Here is a 14,254-nt window from a genome sequence, read left to right as displayed (position 1 = left end):
ACGCCCGGTTACATTCCGAACCCGGAAGCTAAGCCTTTCAGCGCCGATGGTACTGCAGGGGGGACCCTGTGGGAGAGTAGGACGCCGCCGAACAAATATTACGGGAAAGCCCCGCACCTCTTGGTGCGGGGCTTTTCTGTTTCCGCAGTACAGGACCTGGCGGGAGGGCCCGGGACCCTGTGCGTCGGCCGGCCGGGGCTGACGGTAAAGTCAGGGAGCATCGTCGGCTCGTTCCCACAGGAGGCCCCCGGGTGGAGGTCCAGGAGACCCGCGTCCAGACGGACCGGGTCCTCACCATCCCCAACATCCTGAGCATGGCTCGCCTCGTCGGCGTACCGCTGTTCCTGTGGCTGATTCTCCGTCCTGTGTTCGACCAGCCCAATAGTGACGGCTGGGCGCTGCTGGTGCTCATGCTCAGCGGTGTCAGCGACTACCTGGACGGCAAGCTCGCCCGCCGCTGGAACCAGATCAGCCGTCTCGGGCGCCTCCTCGACCCCGCCGCCGACCGTCTCTACATCCTTTCCACCCTGGTCGGCCTCACCTGGCGTGAGATCCTCCCGCTGTGGCTCACCGCTGCCCTATTGGCCCGCGAGCTGATGCTGCTGGTGATGGTGGGAATCCTCCGCCGGCACGGGTACCCGCCGCCGCAGGTGAACTTCCTGGGCAAGGCGGCCACGTTCAACTTGATGTACGCCTTCCCTCTCCTGCTGCTCAGTGACGGAGAAGGATGGCTCGCGTCACTCGCTGAAGTTTTCGGGTGGGCCTTCGCCGGATGGGGTACAACTCTCTATTGGTGGGCAGGGATCCTGTATGTGGTCCAGGTCCGCCGACTTGTCAAGGCGGATGCCGAGGCCGATTGAGCCTGTTGCCGTTTGACGCGTGAGAGCGTCCGGACGGGCCAGGTCGGCTAGACCGTCGTCTCTGCTAGGAGGACGCTTCCAACATGAAGGCCGTCGTAATGGCCGGTGGCGAAGGAACTCGCCTTCGCCCGATGACTTCGAGCATGCCCAAGCCGCTCCTGCCCGTGGCCAACAGGCCGATCATGGAGCATGTGCTGCGCCTGCTCAAGCGGCACGGACTCAGTGAGACCGTGGTAACCGTGCAGTTTCTTGCCTCCCTCGTCAAGAACTACTTCGGCGACGGCGAAGAGCTCGGCATGGAGCTCACATACGCCAATGAGGAGAAGCCGCTCGGCACCGCAGGGAGCGTCAAGAATGCCGAGGAGGCCTTGAAGGACGACGCCTTCCTGGTCATCTCCGGCGACGCCCTCACCGACTTCGACCTGACCGACCTCATCAGATTCCACAAGGAAAAGGGTGCTCTGGTCACGGTCTGTCTGACCCGTGTGCCGAACCCCCTGGAGTTCGGCATCACCATCGTGGACGAAGAAGGGAAGGTGGAGCGCTTCCTCGAGAAGCCCACCTGGGGACAGGTCTTCTCGGACACGGTCAACACGGGCATCTACGTGATGGAGCCCGAGGTCTTCGACTACGTCGAGGCCGACGTCCCGGTCGACTGGTCCGGTGACGTCTTCCCGCAGCTCATGAAGGAAGGCAAGCCGATCTACGGCTATGTCGCCGAGGGCTACTGGGAGGACGTCGGCACGCACGAGAGCTATGTGAAGGCCCAGGCCGACGTGCTCGAGGGCAAGGTCGACGTGGAGCTCGACGGGTTCGAGATCTCTCCCGGCGTATGGGTCGCCGAGGGCGCCGAGGTGCACCCCGACGCCGTGCTGCGCGGACCGCTGTACATCGGGGACTACGCCAAGGTCGAAGCCGGCGTCGAGATCCGTGAGCACACCGTCGTGGGCTCCAACGTGGTCGTGAAGAGCGGCGCCTTCCTGCACAAGGCGGTTGTTCACGACAACGTCTACATCGGGCCGCACAGCAACCTGCGCGGCTGTGTGATCGGCAAGAACACCGACATCATGCGATCCGCCCGCATCGAGGACGGCGCCGTCATCGGTGACGAATGCCTGGTCGGCGAAGAATCGATCGTGCAGGGCAACGTCCGGGTCTACCCGTTCAAGACGATCGAGGCCGGCGCCTTCGTCAACACCTCCGTGATCTGGGAGTCGCGCGGCCAGGCGCACCTGTTCGGTGCCCGCGGCGTCTCCGGGATCCTCAATGTGGAGATCACCCCGGAGCTGGCCGTACGGCTGGCCGGGGCGTACGCGACGACCCTGAAGAAGGGCGCCACGGTCACCACGGCCCGTGACCACTCCCGAGGCGCGCGAGCGCTCAAGCGTGCGGTGATCTCGGCGCTCCAGGCCAGCGCCATCGACGTACGGGACCTGGAGAACGTCCCGCTGCCCGTCGCGCGGCAGCAGACGGCCCGGGGAAGCGCCGGCGGCATCATGATCCGCACGACGCCCGGTGTGCCGGACTCCGTGGACATCATGTTCTTCGACGAGCGCGGCGCCGACCTCTCCCAGGGCGGGCAGCGCAAGCTCGACCGGGTCTTCGCACGCCAGGAGTACCGGCGGGCGTTCCCCGGCGAGATCGGTGACCTGAGCTTCCCGTCCAGCGTCTTCGACTCCTACACCGGTTCACTGCTGCGGAACGTCGACACGACGGGCGTGGCCGAAGCGGGCCTCAAGGTCGTGGTCGACGCCTCCAACGGCAGCGCCGGCCTCGTCCTGCCCAGCCTCCTCGGACGGCTCGGGGTCGACTCGCTGACCATCAACCCGGGCCTCGACGAAGCACGGCCCACCGAGACCGCGGAGTCCCGCCGCGCCGGACTGGTCCGGCTGGGCGAGATCGTCGCCTCGGCGCGGGCGGCGTTCGGCGTGCGGTTCGACCCGGTCGGTGAGCGGCTGTCCCTCGTGGACGAGCGGGGCCGGATCATCGAGGACGACCGGGCCCTGCTGGTACTCCTCGACCTGGTCGCGGCCGAGCGGCGCAGTGGACGGGTGGCCCTGCCGGTGACCACCACCCGCATCGCCGAGCAGGTGGCCGCGTACCACGGCACGCAGGTGGACTGGACCACCACCTCGCCCGACGACCTCACCCGGGTCGGACGGGAGGAGTCCACCATCTTCGGCGGTGACGGCCGCGGCGGATTCATCGTGCCGGAGTTCAGCAGTGTCTTCGACGGCACGGCGGCCTTCGTCCGGCTGATCGGGCTGGTGGCGCGTACGCAGCTCACGCTGAGCCAGATCGACGCGCGCATACCGCGAGCCCATGTGCTCAAGCGGGACCTGGCGACCCCCTGGGCCGTCAAGGGGCTCGTCATGCGGCGAGTGGTGGAGGCGGCCGGCGACCGGCACGTGGACACCACGGACGGCGTACGGGTCGTGGAGGCCGACGGCCGGTGGGTGATGGTGCTCCCCGACCCCGCCGAGGCCGTCACCCACCTGTGGGCGGAGGGCCCGGACGACGCGTCCGCGGAGGCCCTGCTCGACGAGTGGGCCGCGGTCGTGGACAGCGCCGGCCGCTGACCCGGACCCGACGGGGATGACACCGGTGTGCCGGGAGGTGCCTGCGGGCGCCTCCCGGCACACCGGTGGGGCCATTCGGCGGTAGCCGCTCCGACGTGCGACGATGTGCGGCATGTCGCAGCAGCCCCCCGTTCGGAGCACCGGATCCCCGCCTCCGCGCCCCGACGCGTCCATGTCGCTGCTGACCAATGTGATGGACCACGCGCTGGACGACGGCTACGCGGAGGCCTCGGCCCGCAGGGCCGCCGAGGGCGGCGGCCTGCCCCGTTCCCTGCGCGCCAAGCTGGGCCTGGCCGCCGGACTCGTGCTGGCCGCCGCGATCGTCACGCTCGGCGCCGCACAGGCGCAGATCTCCGCACCGGTCGTGGCCAAGGAGCGCGAGGAGCTCATCGACCGCATCGACTCCGAGACATCGGCCGCCGACGGCCTGGAGAAGAAGATCGAGGAGCTGCGCGCCGAGGTGGGGGAGCGTCAGCGCAGGGCGTTGCAGCGGCACGGCGGGGACCAGGGAGGGCTGGTCGCGCTGCTCTCCGGCGCGACAGCGGTGAAGGGGCCGGGCGTCAAGCTGGTCGTCGACGACGCCAAGGACACCGAGCAGGGCGGCGACGGGCCGCGCGAGAGCAGCGGTTTCACCGACACCGGGCGGGTGCGCGACCGGGACATGCAGCGGGTCGTCAACGGACTGTGGCAGTCGGGGGCGGAGGCGATCGCCATCAATGGGCAGCGCCTGACCGCCCTGTCCGCGATCCGCGCCGCGGGCGACGCCATACTGGTCGACAACAAGCCGCTCGTGCCGCCGTACACGGTGCTCGCGGTCGGGGACGGCAAGAAGCTGGGCGCCGAGTTCCAGGACAGCGCGGACGGCCAGTACCTGCGGGTGCTCCAGGAGAACTTCGGTATCCGCACCAGCATTTCGGATCAGGCCGAGGTGCGTCTGCCGGCCGCGCCGAGCCTGATCGTACGTACAGCAGAGCCGAGGACCGCCGGCACCGGCACGGGTGACGGACCGGGCGCGGCCGACACAGGGAAGGGCACATCTTGATCGCCGTACTGGGCCTCGTCGTGGGAGTCGTGGTCGGACTGTTCGTCCGGCCCGAGGTGCCGGCGGTGGTGGAGCCCTACCTCCCCATCGCCGTGGTCGCCGCCCTCGACGCGGTCTTCGGAGGTCTGCGCGCCATGCTCGACGGCATCTTCGTCGACAAGGTCTTCGTCGTCTCCTTCCTGTCCAACGTCGTCGTCGCGGCGCTGATCGTGTTCCTCGGGGACAAGCTCGGCGTCGGCGCGCAGTTGTCCACGGGTGTGGTGGTCGTGCTCGGCATCCGGATCTTCTCCAACGCGGCCGCCATCCGCCGGCACGTGTTCCGGGCGTGAGGCCGATGAACAGCGAACCGACCCCCAACAACGACAACCCGCCCCAGGGCGCGCCGCCGGCCGAGCCGCGGCGCCCGTCGCCGACCGGCCGCCAGCGGCTGATCGCCGGACTGTGGCCGCCGCGGATCACCCGCGCCCAACTCATCGTGGCCGTCCTGCTGTTCGGGCTGGGCCTCGGTCTGGCCATCCAGGTCCGCTCGACCAGCGACGACAGCACCCTGCGGGGCGCCCGCCAGGAGGACCTGGTGCGGATCCTGGACGAGCTGGACGACCGTACGCAGCGGCTGGAGGACGAGAGGTCCCGCCTGGAGGCCCAGCGCACCGAGCTGGAGAACAGCTCGGACCAGGCGGAGGAGGCCCGCAAGCAGACGCTCGAAAGGGAGCGTCAGCTCGGCATCCTGGCGGGTACGGTGGCCGCACAGGGCCCGGGCATCACGCTCACCATCGCCGGCGGCGCGGCCGCGGTCGAGCCGGACATGCTGCTGGACGCCATCCAGGAGCTGCGGGCCGCCGGGGCCGAGGCGATCCAGGTCAACGACGTCCGGGTGGTCGCCGACACGTACTTCTCCGGGGAGGCCGGCGCCATCGAGGTGGACGGCCGCAAGATCAGCGCACCGTACAGCTTCAAGGTCATCGGCAAGCCGCAGGACCTCGAGCCGGCCCTGAACATCCCGGGCGGTGTCGTGCAGACGCTGGAGAAGGAGCAGGCCACCGCCACGGTCACACGGTCGGAGAAGATCGTCGTGGACGCCTTGCGACCGGCGGAACGGCCTGACTACGCTCGGTCGTCACCGCAGTGAGGCGGGGGTGCATGGAGGCCGCTCGACAAGGGGATGAGGTTGCGGGGGGTCGGCGCATCACAACGGTGGTGCGTGGTGGAAACTGTCCGGAGGATACGGACGTTGTGAGGATGTCCGGGTCGGCAGGTGTGGTCATTCAGGGTTCGTCCTGCCCCACGGGCGGGTCTGTTTCGGTCAAGGGGAATCGCCCGTGAAGTTGTTTGCGAAGTTGTTCGGCAAGAGCGCACGCGAGGACGGCGGCAGCGCCCGCCATCGCGCACCGCGCCATGGCCAGACTGGCCAGAACGAGGAGCAGGGCGCCGAGCGCCCGCTGTTCCGTGACGAGGTCGCCGGTCCCGGTGGTGACATTCCGGGAGGCCAGGGCGCGTCTGTTGACCCTGCCGGTTCCGGCCGCATAGGTTTCGGTGATCCATCAACCTCGAGTGCGGGTGGAGGGTTCGCCTCCGACCCCTATGCGACCAGCGCCCACGCGGGCCAGCCGCGGCAGGAGGGTTCGTCCATGCCGGTTTGTACGAGGTGCGGGCACCGCAACGCCGAGGCGAGTCGGTTCTGCTCCAACTGCGGCGCGCCGCTGCGCGGCGGGGTCCCGGCGGAACGCGCCTCCGAGACGACCTCGACCATCTCCATCTCGGGCCTGGAGGCGTACGACGCGGAGGCCACCGGCCAGACGCAGCTGCCGTCGCTGTCGCCCGAGGCTCAGGCCGCCGTGGAGGCCCTGCCGCTCGGCTCGGCGCTCCTGGTCGTGCGGCGCGGTCCCAACTCGGGCAGCCGTTTCCTCCTGGACAGCGATCTGACCACGGCGGGGCGGCACCCGCAGAGCGACATCTTCCTGGACGACGTGACGGTGTCCCGGCGGCATGTGGAATTCCACAGGGCGCCCGACGGCACTTTCACCGTCTCGGACGTCGGCAGCCTGAACGGCACGTACGTCAACCGCGAGCGGATCGACTCGGTCCCGCTGTCGAACGGCGACGAGGTCCAGATCGGCAAGTACCGGCTGGTCTTCTACGCGAGCCAGCGAGGCGTGTGACCGGGCGGGGAAGGCCCATGCTGCGAACCACGACGGGCGGTGCCGGTGACGGCACCGCCGGCGCGGCCGATCAGCTGGTGAGCATCGGCACGGTGCTCCATCGGCTCCGCGAGGAGTTCCCCGAAGTCACCATCTCCAAGATTCGCTTCCTGGAGGCCGAGGGGCTCGTCGAGCCGCAGCGGACGGCTTCCGGATACCGGAAGTTCAGTCCGGCTGACGTGGAACGGCTGGCGCAGATCCTGCGCATGCAGCGTGACCACTACCTTCCGCTGAAGGTCATCCGGGAGCACCTGGACGCGCTCGCCCGGGGCGAGCAGGCGCAGCTGCCCGCCCAGGGCCCGCAGCGCGAACGCCTGGACGCGGGCCCCTGGGAGCCCGCTCAGGACGGCCCCACGGCCGCGCGGGTCGGCCGGGAGGAGCTCCTGGCGGCCGCCGACGCCGGCGAGGAGGAGCTGGCCGCGTGGGAGGCGTACGGGCTCGTCGTGCCGTTGCCGGACGGCGGGTACGACGCCGAGGCGGTCACCGTCGCCAGGATCGTCGCCGAACTCGGCCGGTTCGGCCTGGAGCCCCGGCATCTGCGGGCCGTGAAGGCGGCCGCCGAACGTGAGGCGGGTCTGGTCGAGCAGGTCGTCGCGCCCCTGCGCCGGCACCGCAATCCGCAGACCAGGGCGCATGCCGAGGCGACCGTGAAGGAGCTGGCGGCGCTGTCCGTGCGGCTGCACGCGGCCCTGGTGCAGACGGCCCTCGGGGTCCGCTTGCACTGATCTTGGGGAGCCCCGACTACCCAAACCGGTCCGGCACGTCCTAGGGTTGCAATGTGAACGAGCTCGATGTTGTCGGTGTCCGGGTGGAAATGCCCTCCAACCAGCCGATCGTGCTCCTGCGTGAAGTGGGAGGCGATCGGTACCTCCCCATCTGGATCGGTCCGGGGGAGGCGACGGCCATCGCCTTCGCCCAGCAGGGCATGGCCCCCGCCCGGCCGCTCACTCATGACCTCTTCAAGGATGTGCTCGAGGCCGTGGGCCAGGAGCTGACCGAGGTCCGGATCACGGACCTGCGGGAAGGCGTCTTCTACGCGGAGCTGGTCTTCGCCAGCGGTGTCGAGGTGAGCGCCAGGCCCTCCGACGCCATAGCGCTGGCCCTGCGCACGGGAACGCCGATCTTCGGCAGCGACGGAGTGCTGGACGACGCCGGGATCGCCATCCCGGACGAGCAGGAGGACGAGGTGGAGAAGTTCCGCGAGTTCCTCGACCAGATCTCCCCCGAGGACTTCGGCAGCAGCAGCCAGTGACGCCGTGAACCGCCGCCCGCCGGCGGGGGACCCGCCGTAGTGATCCGTCTCCTGGGGTTCCGTCAGCGCATTCGAGTAGCCCTTCCCGCGATCGGGTCACGGCAAACCACTCTCAGGGTGATTATCACTCGGCGTGCCGAGTGTGGCGATCGTTGACGCACCCCGGGCGACTGCCTACCGTCGAGATGGCAGGTCAAGGACGGAGGGTCGGCGTGATGAGCAGCGGCGACGGCACGGCAGGGGGTTCCCCCGGACGGCGTCCGGGGGAGAGCGGGCCGTACCCGCTCCAGGCGGACGCGACCGACCCGGCCACCGAGACCATCGGTTACCGGGGGCCCACGGCGTGCGCGGCGGCCGGCATCACCTACCGGCAGCTCGACTACTGGGCGCGCACCGGGCTGGTGGAGCCCAGTGTCCGGCCCGCGTACGGGTCGGGGACACAGCGCCTCTACAGCTTCCGGGACGTGGTCGTCCTCAAGATCGTGAAGCGGTTCCTGGACACCGGGGTCGCGTTGCAGAACATCCGGACCACCGTCCAGCACCTGCGCGCCCGGGGCTTTCGCGACCTGGAGCGGATGACGCTGATGAGCGACGGGGCGACGGTGTACGAGTGCTCGTCACCGGACGAGGTCGTCGACCTCCTCCAGGGCGGCCAGGGCGTCTTCGGCATCGCCGTGGGCGTGGTGTGGCGGGACGTCGAGGCGGCGCTGTCGCAGTTGCACGGGGAGCGCGTCGACACCGGGGAGACGCTGATCGGGCACAACCCGACCGACGAGCTGGCGCGGCGCCGGCGCGACAGGGCCGTCTGACCGCCCCGCCGCACCCGCCTACAGGCCGGTTGTCAGTGGCGTAGGGCAGCATCGGAGATGTGAGAGCCGCGCCGACGATCCTGCATCTGGACATGGATGCCTTCTTCGCAGCCGCCGAACAGGCCGCGAAGCCGAGTCTGCGCGGCAAGCCGGTGGTGGTCGGCGGGCTGGGGCCGCGCGGGGTCGTCGCCACCGCCTCCTACGAGGCCCGGAGGTTCGGGGTGCACTCGGCGATGCCGATGGCGCAGGCGCGGCGCCTGGCACCGAACGCCGCGTACCTGGTGCCGCGCTTCTCGCTCTACCGGGCGGTGAGCGAGCAGGTGATGGAGCTGCTGGGCCGGTTGTCGCCGCTGGTGGAGCCGCTGAGCCTGGACGAGGCGTTCGTGGACCTGGAGGCGGGCGGCACGGCGCACGACGCGGCGACGGCCCGCGCGGCCGGTGAGCGGCTGCGCGGGGACATCCGGGCGGTCACCGGGCTGACCGGGTCGGTGGGGCTGGCGGGCTCCAAGATGATCGCCAAAATCGCCTCCGAGCAGGCCAAGCCGGACGGCCTGGTGCTGATCGAACCGGGCACGGAGCGCGAGCTGCTGGGGCCCATGCCGGTGCGGACACTGCCCGGGGTGGGCCCGGCCACCGGCGAGCACCTGCGGCGGGCCGGGATGACGACGGTGGCGGACCTGGCGGAGGCGGGCGAGGACGAGCTGGTGAGGCTGCTGGGCAGGGCACACGGGGTGGCCCTGTACCGGATGGCGCAGGGCCACGACGACCGGCCCGTGGTGTCCGAGCGGGACGCCAAGTCGGTGTCGGTGGAGGACACCTTCGACGTGGACCTGCACGACCGGGCGCGGGTGCGGCTGGAGGTGGGACGGCTGGCCGACCGGTGCGTGCGACGGCTGCGGGCGGCCGGGCGTTCGGGGCGGACGGTGGTGCTGAAGGTGCGGCGGTACGACTTCTCGACGCTGACCAGGTCCGAGACGCTGCGGGGACCCACGGACGACCCGGTGGTGGTGCGCGAGGCGGCGGGACGGTTGCTGGAGGCGGTGGACACCACCGGCGGGGTGCGGCTGCTGGGGGTGGGCGTGACGGGGCTGGCGGACTTCACACAGGAGGACCTGTTCGCGCAGGCGGCGGCAGCGGAGCGGGCCGCGGCGGAGATGGCCGCCGCGGACGGGGCGGCGGACGCCGGGGCGGCCGGCCGGGAGACGTCCGGCCTCCTGGAGGAGGCCCCACCGGCGGGCGAGCCGGGCGCGGGCGGTGAGGCGGGGGCAGCGACACCGCGCGCCGGACCCGAGACGGAACGCCGATGGCCGGCGGGGCACGACGTGCGCCACAGCGTGTACGGGGCGGGATGGGTGCAGGGCAGCGGGGTCGGGCGGGTCACCGTGCGCTTCGAGGAGCCGTGGTCGCCGCCGGGGCGGGTGCGCACGTTCTGGTCGGACGATCCGAATCTGACGCCGTCGGAGCCGCTGCCTTTGGTGCGGGAGACGGGCGCCGACGGGGCCGGTGCGGTGCCCGGCCCTCAGTCGTCCTGGCCGGCCAGCTTGCCGAAGTCCCGGTCGGCGGGGGGCGGCGCGGACGCCTCCGGGGCGGCCGGCAGCTCGATGCCGTAGTGCTGGTAGAGCTGCATCTCCTGCTCGGGCGAGAGGTGGCGGCCGACGCCGAAATCCGGCGCGTCCCTGATCAGTGCCCGTTCGTAGGGGACGTGCAGCCCGTCGTCGGCGAGGTCGCTGGGCGCCAGCGGTACGAAAGCGTCCCGGCTGAACAGACCGGTGCGCACCGCCGCCCACTCGGGCACGCCCGTCGCGTCGTCCAGGTACACCTCGTCCACGGTTCCGATGCGGTGGCCGTTGCGGTCGAAGGCCTTGCGGCCGATCAGGCTGCGCGGATCGATATCGGTCTGCACGGTCCCTCCAACAGGTCGCAACTGCTCTCCAGCACTACCAAAGGGCACATCCTGACCCACGTCCACTCGAGGGATGGGTGCGGAACCTCGCTGGTAGGCTGGCAGACGGCCGCTGACCCCGTGCGGGAGAGTCCTCCGGAGAAACCTTCCGGAGGCGCCGAAGGAGCAAATCCTCCCCGGAATCTCTCAGGCACCCGGTACCGCACGGACGAGGTCACTCTGGAAAGAAGGGCGGACGTCGGACGGCATCCGCTCTCACCGACGGTGAAAGCCGGGTCGCCCCACGGGGTGCCCGGTGAAGCTCTCAGGTGCAGATGACAGAGGGGGAGGCCGTCCGGGCACCCGCGCCGTGGTGCCCCTCGCAGGTCGCATCGACCAGGAGGCCTCAGCCATGACCGCCAATCGCATTCCGCTCTCCCAGCTGGAGCGAGGCACCCCCTTCGAGCAGCGCCACATCGGGCCGGACGCCGAAGAGCGCGCCAAGATGCTCGCCCAGGTCGGCTACGGCTCGCTCGACGAGCTCACCGCCGCCGCGGTGCCGGACGTCATCAAGAGCGCCGAGGCGCTCGGGCTGCCGGACGCCCGCACCGAGGCCGAGGTCCTGGCCGAGCTCCGCTCGCTCGCCGAGCGCAACGAGGTGCTGGCCCCGATGATCGGCCTCGGCTACTACGGCACCTTCACCCCGCCGGTGATCCTGCGCAACGTGATGGAGAACCCGGCCTGGTACACGGCGTACACGCCCTACCAGCCGGAGATCTCGCAGGGCCGCCTGGAGGCCCTGCTGAACTTCCAGACCATGGTCGCCGACCTGACCGGGCTGCCCACCTCCGGCGCCTCACTGCTCGACGAGGGCACCGCGGCCGCCGAGGCCATGTCGCTGGCCCGCCGCGTCGGCAAGGTCAAGAACGGTGTCTTCCTGGTCGACGCCGACGCCCTGCCCCAGACCATCGCGGTCATCCGCACCCGTGCCGAACCGACCGGTGTCGAGGTCGTCGTCGCCGACCTCAGCGAGGGAATCCCGGCCGAGGCCGCCGAGCGCGGCGTGTTCGGCGTGCTGCTCCAGTACCCGGGCGCCTCCGGCGCGGTACGGGACATCAAGCCGGTCATCGAGCGGGCCCACGAGCTCGGCGCGGTCGTCACCGTCGCCGCCGACCTGCTCGCCCTGACCCTGCTCACCTCGCCCGGCGACCTGGGCGCGGACATCGCCGTCGGTACCACCCAGCGCTTCGGCGTCCCGATGGGCTTCGGCGGCCCGCACGCCGGTTACATGGCCGTGCGCGAGAAGTTCGCCCGCAGCCTGCCGGGCCGGCTCGTCGGCGTCTCCGTCGACGCGGACGGCAACAAGGCCTACCGCCTGGCGCTGCAGACCCGCGAGCAGCACATCCGCCGCGAGAAGGCCACCAGCAACATCTGCACCGCGCAGGTGCTGCTCGCCGTGATGGCCGGCATGTACGCGGTCTACCACGGCCCCGACGGCCTGCGGGAGATCGCCCGGCGCGTCCACCGCTACGCGACGATCCTCGCCGAGGGTCTGCGCGCCGGCGGCGTCGAGGTCGTCCACTCCGCGTTCTTCGACACCCTGACCGTCCGGGTGCCGGGCAAGGCGGCCGAGGCCGTGGCCGCCGCGCGCGAGAACGGCGTCAACGTCCGCCTGGTCGACGCCGACCACGTCTCCTTCGCCTGCGACGAGACCACCGGCCGCGCCCAGCTCGCCGCCGTGTGGGACGCCTTCGGCGTGCACGGCGACATCGAGGCGCTGGACGCCACGGCGGGCGACGCGCTGCCCGAGGCGCTGCTGCGGTCCGACGGCTACCTCGCCCACCCGGTCTTCCACGCGCACCGCTCCGAGACCGCGATGCTGCGCTACCTGCGCCGGCTCGCCGACCGCGACTACGCGCTGGACCGCGGCATGATCCCGCTCGGCTCCTGCACCATGAAGCTGAACGCGACCACCGAGATGGAGCCGGTCACCTGGCCGGAGTTCGCGCAGATCCACCCCTTCGCCCCGGTCGACCAGGCGCAGGGCTACCTCACGCTCATCCGCGAGCTGGAGGAGCGCCTCGCCGAGGTCACCGGCTACGACAAGGTGTCCCTCCAGCCCAACGCCGGTTCGCAGGGCGAGCTGGCCGGTCTGCTCGCGGTGCGCGCCTACCACCGGGCCAACGGCGACACCCGGCGCACGGTCTGCCTGATCCCCTCCTCCGCGCACGGCACCAACGCGGCCAGCGCCGTGATGGCCGGCATGAGGGTCGTCGTGGTCAAGACCGCCGACGACGGCGAGATCCACGTCGAGGACCTGCGCGCCAAGATCGAGCAGTACCGCGACGAACTGTCCGTACTGATGATCACCTACCCGTCCACGCACGGTGTGTTCGAGGAGCACGTCGCCGACATCTGCGCCCAGGTGCACGAGGCGGGCGGCCAGGTGTACGTCGACGGCGCCAACCTCAACGCGCTGGTGGGCCTGGCCAGGCCCGGTGAGTTCGGCGGCGACGTCTCCCACCTGAACCTGCACAAGACCTTCTGCATCCCGCACGGCGGCGGCGGCCCCGGCGTCGGCCCGGTCGGTGTCCGCGCCCACCTCGCCCCGTACCTGCCCAACCACCCGCTCCAGCCGTCCGCGGGCCCGGAGACGGGCGTCGGCCCGATCTCGGCCGCCCCGTGGGGCTCGGCCGGCATCCTGCCCATCTCCTGGGCGTACGTACGGCTCATGGGCGGCGAGGGCCTCAAGCGCGCCACCCAGGTCGCGGTGCTGGCCGCCAACTACATCGCCAAGCGCCTGGAGCCGCACTACCCGGTCCTGTACACCGGCCCGGCCGGCCTCGTCGCCCACGAGTGCATCGTGGACCTGCGCCCGATCTCCAAGGCGACCGGGGTGAGCGTGGACGACATCGCCAAGCGACTGATCGACTACGGGTTCCACGCGCCCACCATGTCGTTCCCGGTGGCCGGCACGCTGATGATCGAGCCGACCGAGAGCGAGGACCTCACCGAGATCGACCGGTTCTGCGACGCGATGATCGCCATCCGGGCGGAGGTCGAGAAGGTGGCGACCGGCGAGTGGCCCGCCGAGGACAACCCGCTGCGGGGCGCCCCGCACACGGCTGCCGCGCTGAGCGGGGAGTGGGAGCACGCCTACACCCGCGAGGAGGCGGTGTTCCCGGCCGGGGTCACGGCCGCGGCGAAGTACTGGCCGCCGGTGCGCCGGATCGACGGCGCCTTCGGCGACCGCAACCTGGTCTGCTCGTGCCCGCCGCTGGACGAGTACGACAAGTGACCGCGTGAGTGAGGGCCGGTACGGAAGGCGACTCCCGTACCGGCCCTCAGTCGTTCCTCAGGCGGCGGCCACCACCAGCGCCGGGCTCAGCGGCCGGTGCGGTGCGATGATCTGGCCGTTCGGCAACAGCTCGCCGGTGTCCTCGAACAGGAGGACGCCGTTGCACAGCAGGCTCCAGCCCTGTTCCGGGTGGTGGGCCACCAGGCGGGCCGCCTCCCGGTCGGCGGAGTCGGCGGTCGGGCAAGGTGGCTGGTGCTGGCACATGGCTGGGTTCTTTCGCTGCGGTGTGGTGTGTGTCCTACGACTCGATGCGGTGTTCATGGCCGCCCCCCGT

General features: G+C 70.9%; 13 protein-coding genes, 1 rRNA gene and 1 riboswitch. Of the genes, 12 read left to right on the top strand and 2 right to left on the bottom strand.

The window, feature by feature from the left end; translation table 11 throughout:
- The 11 genes from rrf to AB0H53_RS06180 form a co-directional block, all read left to right on the top strand.
- A 5S ribosomal RNA gene (gene rrf / locus AB0H53_RS06230) occupies positions 1-93 on the top strand; the annotation flags it as partial.
- 158 nt (positions 94-251) lie between these two features.
- Complete coding sequence (locus AB0H53_RS06225) at positions 252-860, top strand: CDP-alcohol phosphatidyltransferase family protein (protein WP_362107968.1); 609 nt, start codon at positions 252-254, stop codon at positions 858-860.
- An 83-nt stretch (positions 861-943) separates the two neighbouring features.
- The gene (locus AB0H53_RS06220; protein ID WP_362107965.1) at positions 944-3,439 is read left to right on the top strand and encodes a mannose-1-phosphate guanyltransferase; all 2,496 of its coding nucleotides are present in this window, start codon (positions 944-946) and stop codon (positions 3,437-3,439) included.
- Between the two features lie 112 nt (positions 3,440-3,551).
- On the top strand, positions 3,552-4,481 hold the full coding sequence (locus AB0H53_RS06215) for a DUF881 domain-containing protein (protein WP_362107962.1): 930 nt from the start codon (positions 3,552-3,554) through the stop codon (positions 4,479-4,481).
- The gene (locus AB0H53_RS06210; RefSeq protein ID WP_031069011.1) at positions 4,478-4,810 is read left to right on the top strand and encodes a small basic family protein; all 333 of its coding nucleotides are present in this window, start codon (positions 4,478-4,480) and stop codon (positions 4,808-4,810) included. Before AB0H53_RS06215 ends, AB0H53_RS06210 begins: the two co-directional genes overlap by 4 nt.
- A 5-nt stretch (positions 4,811-4,815) precedes the next feature.
- Positions 4,816-5,610: a DUF881 domain-containing protein gene (locus tag AB0H53_RS06205; RefSeq protein ID WP_362107959.1), complete on the top strand. Its 795-nt coding sequence runs from the start codon at positions 4,816-4,818 to the stop codon at positions 5,608-5,610.
- Between the two features lie 82 nt (positions 5,611-5,692).
- Positions 5,693-6,640, top strand: a complete 948-nt coding sequence (locus AB0H53_RS06200; RefSeq protein ID WP_362108013.1) for an FHA domain-containing protein — start codon at positions 5,693-5,695, stop codon at positions 6,638-6,640.
- Positions 6,641-6,657: 17 nt separating this feature from the next.
- Positions 6,658-7,404: a MerR family transcriptional regulator gene (locus AB0H53_RS06195; protein WP_362107957.1), complete on the top strand. Its 747-nt coding sequence runs from the start codon at positions 6,658-6,660 to the stop codon at positions 7,402-7,404.
- 53 nt (positions 7,405-7,457) lie between these two features.
- Positions 7,458-7,931 carry a bifunctional nuclease family protein gene (locus AB0H53_RS06190; protein ID WP_158985224.1) on the top strand — a complete coding sequence of 158 codons (474 nt, stop codon included), beginning with the start codon at positions 7,458-7,460 and terminating at the stop codon, positions 7,929-7,931.
- 215 nt (positions 7,932-8,146) lie between these two features.
- Entirely contained in the window at positions 8,147-8,740 is a 594-nt protein-coding gene (locus tag AB0H53_RS06185) for a MerR family transcriptional regulator (RefSeq protein ID WP_362107954.1), read from the top strand.
- A 59-nt stretch (positions 8,741-8,799) separates the two neighbouring features.
- Positions 8,800-10,350, top strand: a complete 1,551-nt coding sequence (locus AB0H53_RS06180) for a DNA polymerase IV (protein ID WP_362107951.1) — start codon at positions 8,800-8,802, stop codon at positions 10,348-10,350.
- Here the strand turns inward: AB0H53_RS06180 and AB0H53_RS06175 are convergent.
- Positions 10,260-10,643, bottom strand: coding sequence for a PRC-barrel domain-containing protein (locus AB0H53_RS06175; protein ID WP_362107948.1), 384 nt, complete (start codon positions 10,641-10,643; stop codon positions 10,260-10,262). The genes AB0H53_RS06180 and AB0H53_RS06175 overlap by 91 nt on opposite strands.
- A gap of 113 nt (positions 10,644-10,756) precedes the next feature.
- Positions 10,757-10,856: riboswitch (glycine riboswitch) on the top strand.
- 178 nt (positions 10,857-11,034) lie between these two features.
- Between AB0H53_RS06175 and gcvP the strand changes: the two genes are divergently transcribed.
- Positions 11,035-13,920, top strand: a complete 2,886-nt coding sequence (gene gcvP / locus AB0H53_RS06170; protein ID WP_362107945.1) for an aminomethyl-transferring glycine dehydrogenase — start codon at positions 11,035-11,037, stop codon at positions 13,918-13,920.
- A 57-nt stretch (positions 13,921-13,977) separates the two neighbouring features.
- Here the strand turns inward: gcvP and AB0H53_RS06165 are convergent, their stop codons facing one another.
- Complete coding sequence (locus AB0H53_RS06165; RefSeq protein ID WP_362107943.1) at positions 13,978-14,184, bottom strand: DUF5999 family protein; 207 nt, start codon at positions 14,182-14,184, stop codon at positions 13,978-13,980.
- Positions 14,185-14,254: the final 70 nt, after the last annotated feature.

Source organism: Streptomyces sp. NPDC050856, assembly GCF_040653855.1.
Lineage (GTDB): Bacteria > Actinomycetota > Actinomycetes > Streptomycetales > Streptomycetaceae > Streptomyces.
Note: the sequence above shows the minus strand (reverse complement) of the source record. Positions and strands in the feature narration are given on the sequence as shown.

What these genes read in the sequence shown, in the direction of transcription:
- AB0H53_RS06220 (WP_362107965.1), top strand. Translation starts at nt 944, where the DNA reads ATGAAGGCCGTCGTAATGGCCGGTGGCGAAGGAACTCGCCTTCGCCCG.
- AB0H53_RS06215 (WP_362107962.1), top strand. Translation starts at nt 3,552, where the DNA reads ATGTCGCAGCAGCCCCCCGTTCGGAGCACCGGATCCCCGCCTCCGCGC.
- AB0H53_RS06205 (WP_362107959.1), top strand. Translation starts at nt 4,816, where the DNA reads ATGAACAGCGAACCGACCCCCAACAACGACAACCCGCCCCAGGGCGCG.
- AB0H53_RS06195 (WP_362107957.1), top strand. Translation starts at nt 6,658, where the DNA reads ATGCTGCGAACCACGACGGGCGGTGCCGGTGACGGCACCGCCGGCGCG.
- AB0H53_RS06185 (WP_362107954.1), top strand. Translation starts at nt 8,147, where the DNA reads ATGAGCAGCGGCGACGGCACGGCAGGGGGTTCCCCCGGACGGCGTCCG.
- gcvP (WP_362107945.1), top strand. Translation starts at nt 11,035, where the DNA reads ATGACCGCCAATCGCATTCCGCTCTCCCAGCTGGAGCGAGGCACCCCC.
- AB0H53_RS06165 (WP_362107943.1), bottom strand. Translation starts at nt 14,184, where the DNA reads ATGTGCCAGCACCAGCCACCTTGCCCGACCGCCGACTCCGCCGACCGG.